This window comes from Agrobacterium burrii, assembly GCF_017313405.1.
In the GTDB taxonomy this organism is placed as follows: Bacteria; Pseudomonadota; Alphaproteobacteria; order Rhizobiales; family Rhizobiaceae; genus Agrobacterium; species Agrobacterium burrii.
Map to the genome: position 1 here is coordinate 213,561 of NZ_JAFLNA010000001.1, position 14,130 is coordinate 227,690.

General features: G+C 60.0%; 14 protein-coding genes. 13 read left to right on the top strand and 1 reads right to left on the bottom strand.

The window, feature by feature from the left end; translation table 11 throughout:
- Nucleotides 1–200 precede the first annotated feature (200 nt).
- The 10 genes from JZX89_RS01215 (at nucleotide 201) to JZX89_RS01260 (ending at nucleotide 10,971) form a co-directional block, all read left to right on the top strand.
- Complete coding sequence (locus JZX89_RS01215) at nucleotides 201–1,532, top strand: L,D-transpeptidase family protein (RefSeq protein ID WP_149897879.1); 1,332 nt, start codon at nucleotides 201–203, stop codon at nucleotides 1,530–1,532.
- Between the two features lie 188 nt (nucleotides 1,533–1,720).
- Nucleotides 1,721–3,010 (top strand): serine hydroxymethyltransferase, encoded by a 1,290-nt coding sequence (gene glyA / locus JZX89_RS01220; protein ID WP_153513542.1) that lies wholly within the window; start codon nucleotides 1,721–1,723, stop codon nucleotides 3,008–3,010.
- Between the two features lie 12 nt (nucleotides 3,011–3,022).
- Nucleotides 3,023–3,502, top strand: coding sequence for a transcriptional regulator NrdR (nrdR, locus tag JZX89_RS01225; protein ID WP_003496675.1), 480 nt, complete (start codon nucleotides 3,023–3,025; stop codon nucleotides 3,500–3,502).
- A gap of 2 nt (nucleotides 3,503–3,504) precedes the next feature.
- Nucleotides 3,505–4,749, top strand: a complete 1,245-nt coding sequence (ribD, locus tag JZX89_RS01230; protein WP_207132855.1) for a bifunctional diaminohydroxyphosphoribosylaminopyrimidine deaminase/5-amino-6-(5-phosphoribosylamino)uracil reductase RibD — start codon at nucleotides 3,505–3,507, stop codon at nucleotides 4,747–4,749.
- Nucleotides 4,749–5,360 carry a riboflavin synthase gene (locus tag JZX89_RS01235; protein WP_207132856.1) on the top strand — a complete coding sequence of 204 codons (612 nt, stop codon included), beginning with the start codon at nucleotides 4,749–4,751 and terminating at the stop codon, nucleotides 5,358–5,360. Before ribD ends, JZX89_RS01235 begins: the two co-directional genes overlap by 1 nt.
- Nucleotides 5,361–5,641: 281 nt before the next feature.
- A complete protein-coding gene (locus JZX89_RS01240) occupies nucleotides 5,642–6,274 on the top strand; it encodes a LysE family translocator (RefSeq protein WP_153513544.1) in 633 nt (210 codons plus the stop codon).
- Nucleotides 6,275–6,415: 141 nt separating this feature from the next.
- Nucleotides 6,416–6,862: a 6,7-dimethyl-8-ribityllumazine synthase gene (locus JZX89_RS01245; RefSeq protein WP_246746642.1), complete on the top strand. Its 447-nt coding sequence runs from the start codon at nucleotides 6,416–6,418 to the stop codon at nucleotides 6,860–6,862.
- A 4-nt stretch (nucleotides 6,863–6,866) separates the two neighbouring features.
- The gene (gene nusB / locus JZX89_RS01250) at nucleotides 6,867–7,364 is read left to right on the top strand and encodes a transcription antitermination factor NusB (RefSeq protein WP_046798873.1); all 498 of its coding nucleotides are present in this window, start codon (nucleotides 6,867–6,869) and stop codon (nucleotides 7,362–7,364) included.
- A 21-nt stretch (nucleotides 7,365–7,385) separates the two neighbouring features.
- Nucleotides 7,386–8,609 (top strand): MFS transporter, encoded by a 1,224-nt coding sequence (locus JZX89_RS01255; protein ID WP_149897872.1) that lies wholly within the window; start codon nucleotides 7,386–7,388, stop codon nucleotides 8,607–8,609.
- A gap of 223 nt (nucleotides 8,610–8,832) precedes the next feature.
- Nucleotides 8,833–10,971, top strand: coding sequence for a sodium-translocating pyrophosphatase (locus tag JZX89_RS01260; protein WP_207132858.1), 2,139 nt, complete (start codon nucleotides 8,833–8,835; stop codon nucleotides 10,969–10,971).
- Nucleotides 10,972–11,051: 80 nt separating this feature from the next.
- Here JZX89_RS01260 and JZX89_RS01265 read toward each other — a convergent pair whose 3' ends face one another.
- Entirely contained in the window at nucleotides 11,052–11,582 is a 531-nt protein-coding gene (locus tag JZX89_RS01265; protein ID WP_149897870.1) for an outer membrane protein assembly factor BamE, read from the bottom strand.
- Between the two features lie 270 nt (nucleotides 11,583–11,852).
- Between JZX89_RS01265 and JZX89_RS01270 the strand changes: the two genes are divergently transcribed.
- The 3 genes from JZX89_RS01270 to plsX all read left to right on the top strand — a co-directional run bounded on the left by JZX89_RS01270 (nucleotide 11,853) and on the right by plsX (nucleotide 14,126).
- Complete coding sequence (locus JZX89_RS01270; protein ID WP_207132859.1) at nucleotides 11,853–12,392, top strand: ubiquinol-cytochrome C chaperone family protein; 540 nt, start codon at nucleotides 11,853–11,855, stop codon at nucleotides 12,390–12,392.
- Between the two features lie 8 nt (nucleotides 12,393–12,400).
- Nucleotides 12,401–12,964, top strand: coding sequence for a YceD family protein (locus JZX89_RS01275; RefSeq protein ID WP_207132860.1), 564 nt, complete (start codon nucleotides 12,401–12,403; stop codon nucleotides 12,962–12,964).
- Between the two features lie 100 nt (nucleotides 12,965–13,064).
- A complete protein-coding gene (gene plsX / locus JZX89_RS01280) occupies nucleotides 13,065–14,126 on the top strand; it encodes a phosphate acyltransferase PlsX (protein WP_149897867.1) in 1,062 nt (353 codons plus the stop codon).
- The last annotated feature ends 4 nt before the right edge of the window (nucleotides 14,127–14,130 follow it).

Consider the following 14,130-nt stretch of genomic DNA (forward strand, 5'->3'; position numbering starts at 1 on the left):
ATATTGATATGGGACCGGCAAGGGTGAGGGAGCCGGCTGTTTCTCCTGCTGTCGCGGCAAGTCCCGACTGTTCCGCCAGACTGTAGCGCCCAGACACTGGGCCTCGAGCATTACCGGCCGGCAGGCACGTTGTACGTGTTTGTTAATCATATTGATTTAGGCATTGTTGAGAATGCCGAAGAGAGTGGCTGGTAGGTAGAATGACAAAGAAATCCGTTTCCGATTCCGTATCGCGCCGCGCGCTTCTGCGCTCAGCCGTTTCCGTTGGTGTCGCAGCGCTTGCCGCGCCGGCCTTGGCGCAAAATGCGCTGAACGATCTCATGGGTTCGTCACGCCGCGGCAACTGGGATGACCAGTTCGACGCCAATACGTCGCGTTCCGCCGTCGGCGTCGTTTCCAACAATCCGGTTCTCGGCCGGGAAGCGCCGGTCTACATGCAGCAGGCGATCATGCAATATCAGCAGATCGTCCAGAATGGCGGCTGGCCGGATGTGCCCGTCAGCCAGCAGCGTCTTCAGATCGGCGTCTCTGACCCCTCCGTACAGGCGCTTCGCCAGCGACTGATGGTGTCCGGCGACCTGCCGCGCGAGGCCGGCATTTCCAGCGCCTTCGATAGTTACGTCGATGGTGCGCTGAAACGCTTCCAGGCCCGCCATGGTCTTCCCGCCGATGGTGTCAGCGGTGAATATACCACCAAGGCGCTCAATGTTTCGGCCCAGATTCGTCTGGCGCAATTGCAGACCAACCTCGTGCGCATCCAGTCCATGTCGGGCGATCTCGGCCCGCGTCACCTGATGGTCAATATTCCGGCCGCCGCCATCGAAGCGGTGGAGAATGAACGCGTCGTCCTGCGCAACACGGCCGTCGTCGGCCGCGCCAGCCGCCCGACGCATGTCATCAATTCCAAGATCTACGAGGTCATCCTCAACCCTTACTGGACCGCGCCGCGCTCGATCATCGAGAAGGATATCGTGCCGCTGATGCAGAAGGACCCGACCTATCTGGAGCGGAACAATATCCGCCTCATCGATGGCAAGGGACAGGAAGTGCCGCCGACCGCGGTCGACTGGTTCGCGCCGAAGGCTCCGAACCTGATGTTCCGTCAGGACCCCGGCAAGATCAACGCCATGTCTTCGACGAAGATCAACTTCCACAATCCGAACAACGAATATATGCACGACACGCCGCAGCAGGGCCTCTTCAACAAGCTGATGCGTTTCGAATCCTCCGGCTGCGTGCGCGTGCAGAATGTGCGCGACCTCACAAGCTGGCTGCTGCGCGACACGCCCGGCTGGTCGCGTCAGGAAATGGAGCGCGTCATCGCCACCCGCGTCAACACGCCGATCAAGCTGGCGCAGGAAGTTCCTGTTTATTTCGTCTACATCACCGCATGGTCGGCGAAGGACGGCGTGGTGCAGTTCCGCGACGATATCTATGAAAAGGACGGCAATGCCGAACTGGCGCTCAACACCACCACCGGCATCGAGCAACCGGCCGGCCCTGTTGATGACGACCTTCTGCCGCGCAACTGATCTGCGCTTTTATCGATGAAAACAGGCCGCATCTTCGGGTGCGGCTTTTTTCTTGACGATTTTCTGAAAACAGCTGCCGTTTTTTGTCGCAACGTCGCGTTTTGACGGGCAAATCTCGCACCTCGTATTGCTCTTGTCCGGGCGGAACGCTAAGACGCCATCGCATTACTGTTTCAGGAGCCTTCACCATGTCGAACACAGATGCTTTCTTCTCCCGTCCGCTTGCCGAAGTTGATCCGGATATTTTCGGCTCGATCGAGAAGGAACTGGGTCGCCAGCGCCACGAGATCGAACTGATCGCCTCGGAAAACATTGTTTCCCGCGCCGTGCTTGAAGCGCAGGGTTCGATCATGACCAACAAATATGCCGAAGGTTATCCGGGCAAGCGTTATTACGGCGGCTGCCAGTTCGTCGACATTGCTGAAGAGCTCGCCATCGAGCGCGCCAAGAAGCTGTTCGGCGTCAACTTCGCCAACGTTCAGCCGAATTCCGGTTCGCAGATGAACCAGGCCGTGTTCCTCGCGCTGCTGCAGCCGGGTGATACCTTCATGGGTCTCGACCTGAACTCGGGAGGTCACCTGACGCATGGTTCGCCGGTCAACATGTCCGGCAAGTGGTTCAACGTCGTTTCCTACGGCGTGCGCGAAGGCGACAACCTGCTCGACATGGACGAAGTGGAGCGCAAGGCCAAGGAAACCCGGCCGAAGCTGATCCTCGCCGGTGGCACTGCCTATTCCCGCGTCTGGGACTGGAAGCGCTTCCGCGAGATCGCCGATGAAGTCGGCGCTTACCTGATGGTCGACATGGCCCACATCGCCGGTCTCGTTGCCGGTGGCCAGCACCCGTCGCCGTTCCCGCATTGCCATGTTGCAACGACGACGACGCACAAGTCGCTGCGCGGCCCGCGTGGCGGCATGATCCTCACCAACGACGAGGATCTGGCCAAGAAATTCAATTCGGCCGTATTCCCCGGCCTGCAGGGCGGCCCGCTGATGCACGTCATCGCCGCCAAGGCAGTGGCCTTCGGTGAAGCTTTGCAGCCAGAGTTCAAGGACTATGCCGCACAGGTCGTCAAGAACGCCAAGGCGCTGGCAGAAACCCTGATCGAAGGCGGTCTGGATGTCGTCTCCGGCGGCACCGACAACCACCTGATGCTGGTTGACCTTCGCAAGAAGAACGCCACCGGCAAGCGTGCGGAAGCAGCACTCGGCCGCGCTTACGTGACCTGCAACAAGAATGGCATTCCTTTCGATCCGGAAAAGCCCTTCGTCACATCCGGTGTCCGTCTTGGCACGCCGGCCGGCACAACGCGCGGTTTCAAGGAAGCGGAATTCCGCGAAATCGGCAAGCTGATCGTCGAGGTTCTCGACGGCTTGAAGGTTGCCAATTCGGACGAGGGCAATGCCTCCGTCGAGGCTGCGGTACGCGAAAAGGTCGTCGGCCTGACCGACCGTTTCCCGATGTACCCGTACATGTAAGGAAAAAAGACGATGCGCTGCCCATTCTGCGGTTCCGAAGACACACAGGTCAAGGACTCGCGTCCGGCGGAGGACAACACCTCCATCCGTCGGCGGCGCATCTGCCCCGATTGCGGCGGCCGCTTCACGACCTATGAGCGCGTGCAACTGCGCGAGCTGATGGTCATCAAGAAAAGCGGCCGCAAGCTGCCCTTCGACCGGGAAAAGCTGGTGCGATCCTTCGAGATCGCGCTGCGCAAGCGTCCGGTCGACCGCGACCGGATCGAGCGGGCCGTTTCCGGCATCGTTCGTCGTCTCGAAAGCTCTGGCGAGACGGAAATTCCCTCGGAAGAAATTGGCCTGCAGGTTCTTGAAGCGCTGAAAAGCCTCGATGACGTGGCCTTCGTGCGTTACGCCTCGGTCTATCGCGATTTCAGCCATGCCGAGGATTTTGAAAACGTGATTGCCGAAATCAATGCCAAGATCGCCCGCGATACGGACGCCGGGGTTTAGCCGTGACGAGCCGTGCCGATGACGAGAGGTTCATGGCAAGGGCAATCGAGGTTTCGCTTCGCCACCAGGGCCAGACGCTTACCAATCCCTCCGTGGGCTGTGTTCTCGTTAAAGACGGGAAAATCATTGCCGAAGCGGTGACTGCCACTGGCGGCCGCCCGCATGCCGAGCGCCAGGCGCTGGAAATCGCCGGCGATGCTGCTCGTGGTGCGACCGCCTATGTGACGCTTGAACCATGCTCGCACTGGGGAAAAACCCCGCCCTGTGCCAACGCTCTGGTGGAATACGGCGTCGCCCGTGTCGTGGTGGCGGTGGACGATCCGGACGAACGCGTTTCCGGTCGTGGTTATACGATTTTACGTGATGCCGGCATTGTCGTGGAGACCGGTCTGCTGCGTGATGAGGGTAAGCGAGCGCTTGCCGGTTACCTTACACGTCAGATGAAAAAACGCCCGCATGTGATTCTGAAACTTGCAATTTCCGCCGATGGGATGATCGGCAGGCAGGGCGAGGGGCAGGTGGCGATCACCGGGCCTGAGGCTCGCCATGCCGTGCATGAGCTGCGGGCGCGTTGTGATGCCATTCTCGTTGGTATCAGGACCGCTATTGCGGATGATCCGGAGCTGACGGTGCGCATTGCCGGCCTGGAGCAGCGCTCGCCGGTGCGCATCGTGCTGGACCGCCAGTTTGAATTGCCGCTGATGTCTAAGCTGGTGCGAACGGCGCGTGAAGTGCCGGTGGTGATTGCCGCTTTACCCCCCTCTGCCCTGCCGGGCATCTCCCCCACAAGGGGGGAGATCGGCAAGGGGCTGTCCGCTCGCTCAAATTTTGAGTCGGGGTCTCATTCGCCAGCTGTTGATGTCGGGCAATACGCCGTTCCATCGATCTCCCCCCTTGTGGGGGAGATGTCCGGCAGGACAGAGGGGGGTAACCCCGACCACCGACGCCAACTCCTCACCGAAGCCGGCATCCAAATCCTCGAAGCACCATCGCTCGAATCCCTCCTCCACACCCTCGCCGATAGCGGCATGTCGGAACTTCTGGTCGAAGGCGGCGCGTTTGCAGCAAAATCATTCCTTGAAGCCGGGCTGGTGGACCGTATCATGCTGTTCGAAAGCCCGGTCGTGATCGGCGAAGGCGGCATTGAAACACCGCTCCGCCGTGCCGATATCACGGGCGATTATGTTCTGGTCAGCGAAACGGCCTATGGGCCGGATCGCTGCTTCGATTATGAAAGGCCGCTTTGATGTTTACCGGAATTGTCACCGACGTTGGAACCGTGTCCGAGTTGGAAGCTCTGGCCGAGGGAATTCGTTTGCGGGTGGCGACCAATTACGATCCCAAGACCATCGATATGGGCGCATCGATCTCCCATGGCGGCGTGTGCCTGACGGTGACGAGACTGCCGGAAGACGGCAGCAACGAGCGCTGGTATGAGGTCGAAGCCTGGGAAGAGGCGCTGCGCCTGACGACGATTGCCGGATGGCAAAAGGGCACCCATGTCAATCTGGAGCGGGCGCTGAAGATCGGCGACGAACTAGGCGGCCACATCGTCTCCGGCCATGTCGATGACAAGGCGGAAATCCTGTCCGTGGAGCCGGAGGGCGAGGCGGTGCGTATTCGCCTGCGCGCGCCGGAGCATCTGGCGAAATTCGTTGCACCCAAGGGTTCCATCGCACTGGACGGGACCTCGCTCACCGTCAACGCGGTCGAAGGCACGGATTTCGACGTGCTGCTGATCCGCCACACGCTGACTGTGACGACGTGGGGCGAGCGCCAGCCGGGCGATTTCGTCAATTTCGAAGTCGATACGATGGCGCGTTACGCCGCGAGGCTTGCGGAATTTCCCTCGGCGTAGTCCGATAGTACGCCGAGGCTGACACTTTCTCCTCCGTCATACCGGCCTTGAGCCGGTATCCAGCCAGCCTAGGTCCTTGGGCTGAAAAGGCTGTTCCCGACGCGCAGACGCGTGGCGGCTGGAATCCGGCTCAGGGCCGGAATGACGGGAGGGGAGGCGCGGGCTTGCTCCCCATCGGGCGTTCGTCACGGCCGCACTTCCGGTCGAACCGGAAAGATTGTAAAGACGTCATTCGGCCGTTTGAAATCGATTGCGAGCCAAACGGGGTAGGGGAACACATCATGCCGTCTTTTGAGCTGCTGACAGCCTTTTTCATCACCACCGCCCTGTTTGCCTATATTCCCGGCCCGGCCATGCTTTACGCGGCGGCGCAAACCATGGCGCGTGGCCGGTTTGCCGGGCTGATGGCGGTGCTTGGCATCCATGTCGGCTGCTATGTCCACATCGTTGCTTCTGCGGCAGGGCTTTCCGTGCTGTTTCAGGCGGTGCCGTGGCTTTATCTGGCGGTAAAGCTCTGCGGCGCGCTTTATCTCATCTGGCTCGGCTTCTCGATGCTGCGCAGCAAGCTGGAAGGCGAAGCGGTTAATCTGACTATCGAACCGAAATCGGCACGCCGGGCCTTTATCGACAGCATCATCGTCGATGTGCTCAATCCGAAGACAGCGCTATTCTTTCTGGCCTTCCTGCCGCAATTTGTCGATCCGGCAGCGGCCTTTCCGGTCTGGCTGCAATTGCTGATCCTCGGCATCGCCGTCAACTTCATTTTTTCCTCCGCCGATCTTTTTGGCGTGCTTCTGGCCGGTGCCATGGTTGGGCGTCTGAAGCGTTCAAGCGCCGTGCAGGTGATTGCCCGCCGCGCTGCGGGAACGGTGCTGATGGGGCTGGGCATCCACCTCGCTTTCCAGAAAACCTGATTTTTGCAAGCCGCAAAACGGCCCGCAAACGCGGCGTCCTGTGCGTGCGATTTATGAAATTACTTGCCAAAAACAGCCAGTCGTGGTTTGACCGCCGCAAAAGCCGGTATGATCCGGCGCGAACCTTTTCAGGAAAATCTTATGTCCAAACCTCATCTTCTTATCGTGGAAGCACGTTTTTACGACGATATGGCGGACGCCCTTCTCGAAGGCGCGAAGTTTGCGCTTGATGAGGCAGGCGCTACCTATGACGTCATCACCGTTCCCGGCGCGCTCGAAATCCCCGCCGCCATCGCCATGGCGCTGGACGGTGCCGACAATGACGGCACGGAATATGACGGTTTCGTCGCCCTCGGCATGGTCATTCGTGGCGAGACCTATCACTTCGATATCGTCTCCAACGAATCCTCCCGCGCCCTGATGGACCTCGCCGTCAGCGAATCGCTGCCGATCGGCAACGGCATCCTGACTGTCGAAAATGACGAGCAGGCATGGTCCCGCGCGCGCCGTTCCGACAAGGACAAGGGCGGTTTTGCTGCCCGTGCGGCGCTGACCATGATCGAACTGAAGAAAAAACTGGGTGGCTGAGCGCATGTCGAATGTTGATAATGGCGGCGAACCGCGCCAGCCTTCGGTAAAGCCGGCCAACCAGCGCGGCGCGGCCCGCCTTGCGGCCGTGCAGGCGCTCTACCAGATGGATGTCGGCGGCACCGGCGTGATGGAAGTGGTGGCCGAATATGAGGCGCACCGTCTCGGCCAGGAAGTCGATGGCGATACCTACCTGAAGGCCGATCCGTCGTGGTTCCGCTCCATCGTCTCCGGCGTCGTCCGTGACCAGACGAAGATCGATCCCCTGGTGCGTTCCGCCCTTCTGGAAGACTGGCCGCTGTCGCGTCTCGACGCTACCGTGCGCGCCATCCTGCGCGCCGGTACTTTCGAGATTCTCGAACGCAATGACGTGCCGGTCGCCGTCATCGTCACGGAATATGTCGAAATCGCCCGTGCTTTCTTCGAACACGACGAGCCGAAGCTGGTGAATGCGGTGCTTGACCGCATTGCCAAGCAGGTGCGCGGCGAGGCAAAACGCTAAAATACATTAGGTGAGGAAGACATGAGCGCCGTTTCCGTCCCCGGGCTTGAAGTTCAACTGGACGAGGCGAAGCGCAACGTCTTCCTTCTGACCATGGCGCAGGCGATCATGGGATCGGCCGCGCCTTTAAGCTTTTCGGTCGGCGCGCTTGCCGGTTATCAGCTGCTCGGCGCCGACAAATCACTGGCAACCGCGCCGCTCACAGGCTTCAATATCGGCGTGGCGCTCGGCGCCATCTGCGTTGCGGCGGCCTCACGGTTCCTCGGCCGCAAGGCCGGTTTCATGGTCGGCGCGCTGATGTGCTCGATCGGCGGCGGCATCGCCGCGGTGGCGCTCTTCCGCTCTGATTTCTGGCTGTTTGCCGTCGGCCTGCTGCTGATCGGTATCTCCGGCGGCTTCACGCAGAAAATCCGTTTCGCCGCAGCCGATGCATCGCCATCCTTCTACAAGCCGAAGGCTATTTCCTGGATTCTGGCAGGTGGCATCATTTCGGCCATCGTCGGGCCGCAACTGGCTATCCTCGGCAAGGACCTGCTCGCACCGGTCACTTTTGCCGGCGCGTTCATCGCACTGGTGCCGCTCGGTCTCGTGTCGATCGCCATTCTGGCATTCCTGAAATTGCCCGACCCGAAGGCCGCATCCACCCATACGGAGGCCGTGCGCCCGCTGTCGGAAATCGTCCGCACACAGCGTTTCATCACCGGCATGATCTGCGGCATCGGCTCTTACGCCTTGATGACCTTCATGATGACCGGCGCGCCGCTTGCCATGGTGGTCGGATGCGGTTTCCCCACCGAACTCGCCACGCTCGGTATCCAGTGGCACGTTCTGGCCATGTTCGCTCCCAGCTTCTTCACCGGCATGCTGATTTCCCGATTCGGCGCGGAAAAAATCGTGGCGGTCGGCCTTATCGTGCTGATGGCCTGCGCCATCGTTGCCCATATGGGCATCGAATTGTGGAATTTCTGGGCGGCGTTGATTCTCCTCGGGCTTGGCTGGAATTTCGGTTTCATCGGCGCAACTGCCATCATCACGTCAAGCTACCGGCCACACGAGGCGGACAAGGTGCAGGGCTTCCACGATATCGTGCTGTTCGGCACGGTGGCGCTGTCATCCTTCTCTTCCGGCAAGGTGTTTACGGCATGGGGCTGGTCGGTGATGAACCTTGTCATCTGGCCGGTTGCGGGCCTTTGCCTGCTGCTCGTTTTGTCGCTGCTGCTGAGGCAGCGCAAAAACGCTGCGTAAAGTCGCGTTCGTTCTCTACCCCTTTCATGTTTCAGGCAAATTTGTGGGCTTGACGCCGCACCTTTCGCCAACGCAATCTTGCCGCGCAGGTCGTTTTTCCTTGGGAGGGGAACAAATGGCCCGGAGAGAGCCTTGTGCACGGGCGATCGTGCTTCAGGTTCACGCAGATGGTTCGTCACGCCGGGGAGGGAGTGAGACCCGGCCTTTTGGGAGGTAAGTGCGCATGACCGTAATACCCATAGTAATTTTATGCGGTATCCTGTCCGTGGTTTACGCGGTATGGGCGACCAAGAGTGTTCTCGATGCCGATCAGGGCAACGAGCGTATGCGTGAAATAGCAGGTTATATCCGTGAAGGCGCACAGGCTTATCTCACCCGTCAATATCTCACCATCGCCATCGTCGGACTGATCGTCGCCATTCTGGCCTGGTATCTGCTGTCGGCCATGGCGGCCATCGGCTTCCTCATCGGCGCGGTTCTTTCAGGGGCGGCCGGTTTCGTCGGCATGCATGTCTCCGTGCGCGCCAATCTGCGCACCGCGCAGGCAGCCTCGCACAGCCTTGGCGCGGGCCTCGATATCGCCTTCAAGTCGGGCGCCATCACCGGCATGCTGGTGGCGGGTCTCGCGCTGCTCGGCGTCTCCATCTATTATTACATCCTGACTTCGGTGATGGGCCACCCGGCCGGCTCGCGTGAGGTGATCGACGCGCTGGTGTCGCTCGGTTTCGGCGCCTCGCTGATCTCCATCTTCGCCCGTCTCGGCGGCGGCATCTTCACCAAGGGCGCAGATGTCGGCGGCGATCTCGTCGGCAAGGTCGAAGCAGGTATTCCGGAGGATGATCCCCGCAACCCGGCAACGATCGCCGACAATGTCGGCGACAATGTTGGTGACTGCGCCGGCATGGCGGCCGACCTGTTCGAGACCTATGCCGTCTCTGTTGTGGCGACCATGGTTCTCGCCGCGATCTTCTTTGCGGGAACGCCTATACTGGAAAGCGCCATGGTCTATCCGCTGGCGATTTGCGGCGCCTGCATCCTGACCTCGATTGCCGGCACCTTCTTCGTCAAGCTCGGCACCAACAATTCCATCATGGGCGCGCTCTACAAGGGGCTGATCGCCACCGGCATCTTCTCGGTCGCCGGCCTTGCGGTCGCCACCTATGCGACGGTCGGTTGGGGAACAGTGGGCACGGTCGCCGGCATGGAGATCACCGGCACCAACCTCTTCCTCTGCGGTCTGCTCGGTCTGGTGGTAACGGCGCTGATCGTCGTCATCACCGAATATTATACCGGCACCAACAAGCGCCCGGTCAACTCCATCGCCCAGGCATCGGTTACCGGCCACGGCACCAACGTCATTCAGGGGCTTGCGGTCTCGCTGGAATCGACGGCGCTGCTGGCCATCGTCATCGTCGGCGGCATTATCGGCACCTACCAGCTCGCGGGCCTGTTCGGCACCGGTATCGCCGTCACCGCGATGCTTGGGCTGGCGGGCATGATCGTGGCGCTCGACGCCTTCGGCCCGGTCACGGACAATGCCGGTGGCATTGCCGAAATGGCCGGTCTCGATCCTGACGTCCGCAAGGCGACCGACGCGCTGGATGCTGTCGGCAATACCACCAAGGCGGTCACCAAGGGTTACGCCATCGGCTCTGCCGGTCTCGGCGCGCTGGTGCTGTTTGCCGCTTACTCCAACGACCTGTCCTATTTCGCCGCCAATGGCGATACCTATCCGTACTTCAAGGATATCGGCGAGATTTCCTTCAGCCTCGCCAATCCTTACGTCGTTGCCGGTCTGCTGTTCGGCGGCCTCATCCCCTATCTCTTCGGCGGCATAGCCATGACGGCGGTGGGCAAGGCTGCAAGCGCCATCGTTGAGGAAGTTCGTCGCCAGTTCCGCGAAAAACCCGGCATCATGGCCGGAACGGAAAAGCCGGACTATGGCAAGGCCGTGGACCTGCTGACGAAAGCGGCAATCCGGGAAATGATCATCCCGTCGCTCCTGCCGGTTCTGGCCCCGCTCGTCGTCTATTTCGGCGTGCTGCTGATCTCGGGCTCCAAGGCGTCAGCCTTTGCAGCGCTCGGAGCGTCGCTGCTCGGTGTCATCATCAACGGACTGTTCGTGGCGATTTCCATGACATCAGGCGGCGGCGCATGGGATAACGCCAAGAAGAGCTTCGAGGACGGCTTCATCGACAAGGATGGTGTGCGTCACGTCAAGGGTTCGGACGCCCACAAGGCGTCGGTGACGGGCGATACCGTCGGTGATCCTTACAAGGATACCGCCGGCCCGGCCGTCAATCCGGCCATCAAGATCACCAATATCGTGGCGCTGCTGCTGCTGGCGGTTCTTGCCCACTGAGGGCTTGCAGCATTGACATACAAAAAGGCCCGGGGAGAAGTCCCCGGGCCTTTGATTTTGCGAATGCTTTTGACTGTCGGTCAGGGCGTGTTGTTGCCCTGGCCGAGAATGCTCTTGGCGATATTGGCGCCCGAGGTGCCGCCCGACAGCAGCTGCTGCAGGAAGGTGAGATCCTTGCCGCCGGTCGGGGTGGTGCGCGAAATCGTGTCGAAGACCTTGCCGTCCTGCAGCGCGTAATTGGCCTTGCGCTCGATCACGCCGTCCTTGTTGAAATAGATGGCGAGAATGTTCTGCTCGACCAGCGTCGGCTTCATGAAGGCAGCGCGGCGCACGCGCTTCTGCGAGATGTAATAGAACACCTCGTTGCCGAATGTCGCCGTGGTGGAGGGCGTGCCCATGGTCAGGAGAACCTGCTCGCGGCTGGAACCTTCCGGGATCAGCTGAAGCGACTGTTCGTCCATGACGTAGCCGTTGTGGAACACGTCGGTGGTGCTGGTGCAGGCGGAAAGCAGGCCGGATGCGAGTACGATTGCGATGGCCGTCTTGCTCAGAATTTTGCCGTGACTTGCGGATTTCTGCTTGCTCAACTGCGTTTCCCCGACTGCGATCATGAATGGCACCTTCCGGCATTGCGTGGTGCACAGTGTCTGTGCACATGATTGTGTCAATCCGGGGACGGAAAATCCCGATCACCCCCCAAATTCAATGCTTTCCCGGTCTTTTGGAACTCCTCCGGTTCTCTTCGACTGTTTCAGCCAAAAGACGAACGTGACCGTGACAGCATTGCAATTCGTGGATGCTTCGGTAAACCAGCTTTGACGATCATGCAACAAGTGCGATGGGTGGTAAGTGAATTCACCGGTCCCGTTCGGAAAAAAACGATGATATTCGGGCTGTTCAAGAAGAAAAACAACAATCGCGCCATAGTCGACCGGCAATATGAGATCCTGACGGCTGCCGCCCGCACGCCCGGTTTTTATCTCGATCTCGGCGTTCCCGATACCGTGATGGGCCGCTTCGAGATGCTGTCGGTCATCATGATTCTCTATTTCCGCCGCACCAAATCCTCCGGGGTCAGCGGTCAGGAGATCGCGCAGGAGATCGTCGACGCCTTTTTTCAGGATATCGATCACTCCATCCGTGAACTCGGCATCGGCGATCAGGGCGTGCCGAAACGCATGAAGAAATTCGCCGGCATGTTCTATGGCCGGCTCGAATCCTATGCAGCGGCGCTGGATGCATCCGACCCCGTTGCCCTTGCCGCAGCGCTCCGGCGCAATATATACCCGCAGGCAGACGAGACGGCGCCGGCGCTGGACGGGCTGGCGGGCTGGATGATGGAAGCCTCTTCAGCCCTTTCCGCCGGATCCGAAGAAACAATAGCAACCGGAAGCCTGACGCTGCCCTTGCCTGGACGATGAGGTTCACCATGAACACGCGACACGCCGCAAATGACGACCTGTCTTTTTCCTATCCCGTAAAGGTAGGCCATATTTCCGCCAATCCCGTCAGGATTGGTCTCGAAGCCAACGCCGAGGAGCTGAAGGCGCTGGCGAAATTCTGGAATGTGGTTTCCGTCGAATATCTGAAGGCGGAATTGCAGGTTACCCGGTGGAAGAAGGATGGCGTGAAGATCAGGGGCGAGGTGCATGCGGCCGTAACCCAGTCCTGCGTCGTGACGCTGGAGCCGGTCATGAGCAAGATCGACGAGACTGTGGAGCATATTTTCGTGCCGGAAGGATCGAAGCTGGCGCGGATGGTCACCAATGAGGAAGGCGAGATCGTACTCGACCCCGATGGCCCTGACATTCCCGACCAGTTCACCGGCGACAGCATCGATGTCGGTGCCGCGGTTGCGGAATTCGCCGCCCTTGCGATCGATCCCTATCCGCGCAAGCCGGAGGCAGAATTTCCAGAAACCGCCGACAATGAGCCGGAAGAAGAAAAGCGCCCGTCGCCTTTCGCCGCGTTAAAAGATTGGAAAAAAGACTGAATGGCCCCGTTGGGCTGAAATAATTTTATTGTAACAAAAGCCGGAAAAGGTATTTTCGCGCAAAATCCGCTTGAGTGGCGGCAAAAAGGATAAGGGACGAGTGATCAGAATTGCAATTGACGTCATGGGTGGCGATTTCGGCCCAGATGTTGCCATACCCGGTGCCGCCAAGGCGCTTGAACGGCACAACGATGTAACTTTTCTGCTCTACGGGCAGAAGAGCAAATGCGAACCCATTCTGGCACAATATCCCGCGCTTCGGGAAAAGTCGGTCTTTCACGATTGTGAAGTCTCGGTCGCCATGGACGAAAAGCCGAGCCAGGCGCTTCGCCGTGGCCGCTACGTCTCCAGCATGTGGCGCGCCATCGAGGCGGTGAAGCTTGGTGAGGCGGATGTCGTGGTCTCCGCCGGCAATACCGGCGCGCTGATGGCCATGGCCAAATTCTGTTTGCGCACCATGGCGCGGGTGGAACGTCCGGCCATCGCCGGCATCTGGCCAACGCTGAAAGGCGAAAGCATCGTTCTCGATGTCGGCGCGACGATCGGCGCCGATTCCCAGCAATTGCTGGATTTTGCCCTGATGGGCGGCGCGATGGCGCGCGCTCTTTTCGATATTGACCGTCCAACCGTTGGCCTGCTGAATGTCGGCGTCGAGGAGGTCAAGGGTCAGGAAGAAGTGCGTGAGGCCGGGCGTCTGATCCGCGAGGCCGATCTCGGCACCATCGATTATCGCGGTTTCGTTGAAGGCGACGATATCGGCAAGGGTACGGTGGATGTCGTGGTGACCGAAGGTTTCACCGGCAATATCGCGCTCAAGGCCGCCGAAGGCACGGCACGCCAGATCACCACGCTGTTGCGTGAGGCGATCTCCCGCAGCTTCTTTGCCAAGATCGGTTATGTTCTGGCGAAAAGCGCCTTTGATGTGCTCAGGGAAAAGATGGACCCGCGCAAGGTCAATGGCGGCGTGTTTCTCGGCCTGAACGGCATTGTCATCAAGAGCCATGGCGGCACGGATGCCATTGGTTTTGCCTCCGCCGTGGATGTCGGCTACGACATGGTTCACAACGGTCTGACGGCCAAGATAGAAAATGATCTGAAGATTTACCACGCAAGACGACTTCCGCCCCCGGCGCCCGAAGCTCTTGTGGCTGACGAGGAATAAGGGA

Coding starts and splice junctions, on each gene's coding strand:
- glyA (WP_153513542.1), top strand. CDS start 1,721: ATGTCGAACACAGATGCTTTCTTCTCCCGTCCGCTTGCCGAAGTTGAT.
- JZX89_RS01265 (WP_149897870.1), bottom strand. CDS start 11,582: ATGATCGCAGTCGGGGAAACGCAGTTGAGCAAGCAGAAATCCGCAAGT.
- JZX89_RS01275 (WP_207132860.1), top strand. CDS start 12,401: ATGAACACGCGACACGCCGCAAATGACGACCTGTCTTTTTCCTATCCC.
- JZX89_RS01270 (WP_207132859.1), top strand. CDS start 11,853: ATGATATTCGGGCTGTTCAAGAAGAAAAACAACAATCGCGCCATAGTC.
- JZX89_RS01235 (WP_207132856.1), top strand. CDS start 4,749: ATGTTTACCGGAATTGTCACCGACGTTGGAACCGTGTCCGAGTTGGAA.
- JZX89_RS01260 (WP_207132858.1), top strand. CDS start 8,833: ATGACCGTAATACCCATAGTAATTTTATGCGGTATCCTGTCCGTGGTT.
- JZX89_RS01215 (WP_149897879.1), top strand. CDS start 201: ATGACAAAGAAATCCGTTTCCGATTCCGTATCGCGCCGCGCGCTTCTG.
- JZX89_RS01245 (WP_246746642.1), top strand. CDS start 6,416: ATGTCCAAACCTCATCTTCTTATCGTGGAAGCACGTTTTTACGACGAT.
- nrdR (WP_003496675.1), top strand. CDS start 3,023: ATGCGCTGCCCATTCTGCGGTTCCGAAGACACACAGGTCAAGGACTCG.
- nusB (WP_046798873.1), top strand. CDS start 6,867: ATGTCGAATGTTGATAATGGCGGCGAACCGCGCCAGCCTTCGGTAAAG.
- JZX89_RS01240 (WP_153513544.1), top strand. CDS start 5,642: ATGCCGTCTTTTGAGCTGCTGACAGCCTTTTTCATCACCACCGCCCTG.
- JZX89_RS01255 (WP_149897872.1), top strand. CDS start 7,386: ATGAGCGCCGTTTCCGTCCCCGGGCTTGAAGTTCAACTGGACGAGGCG.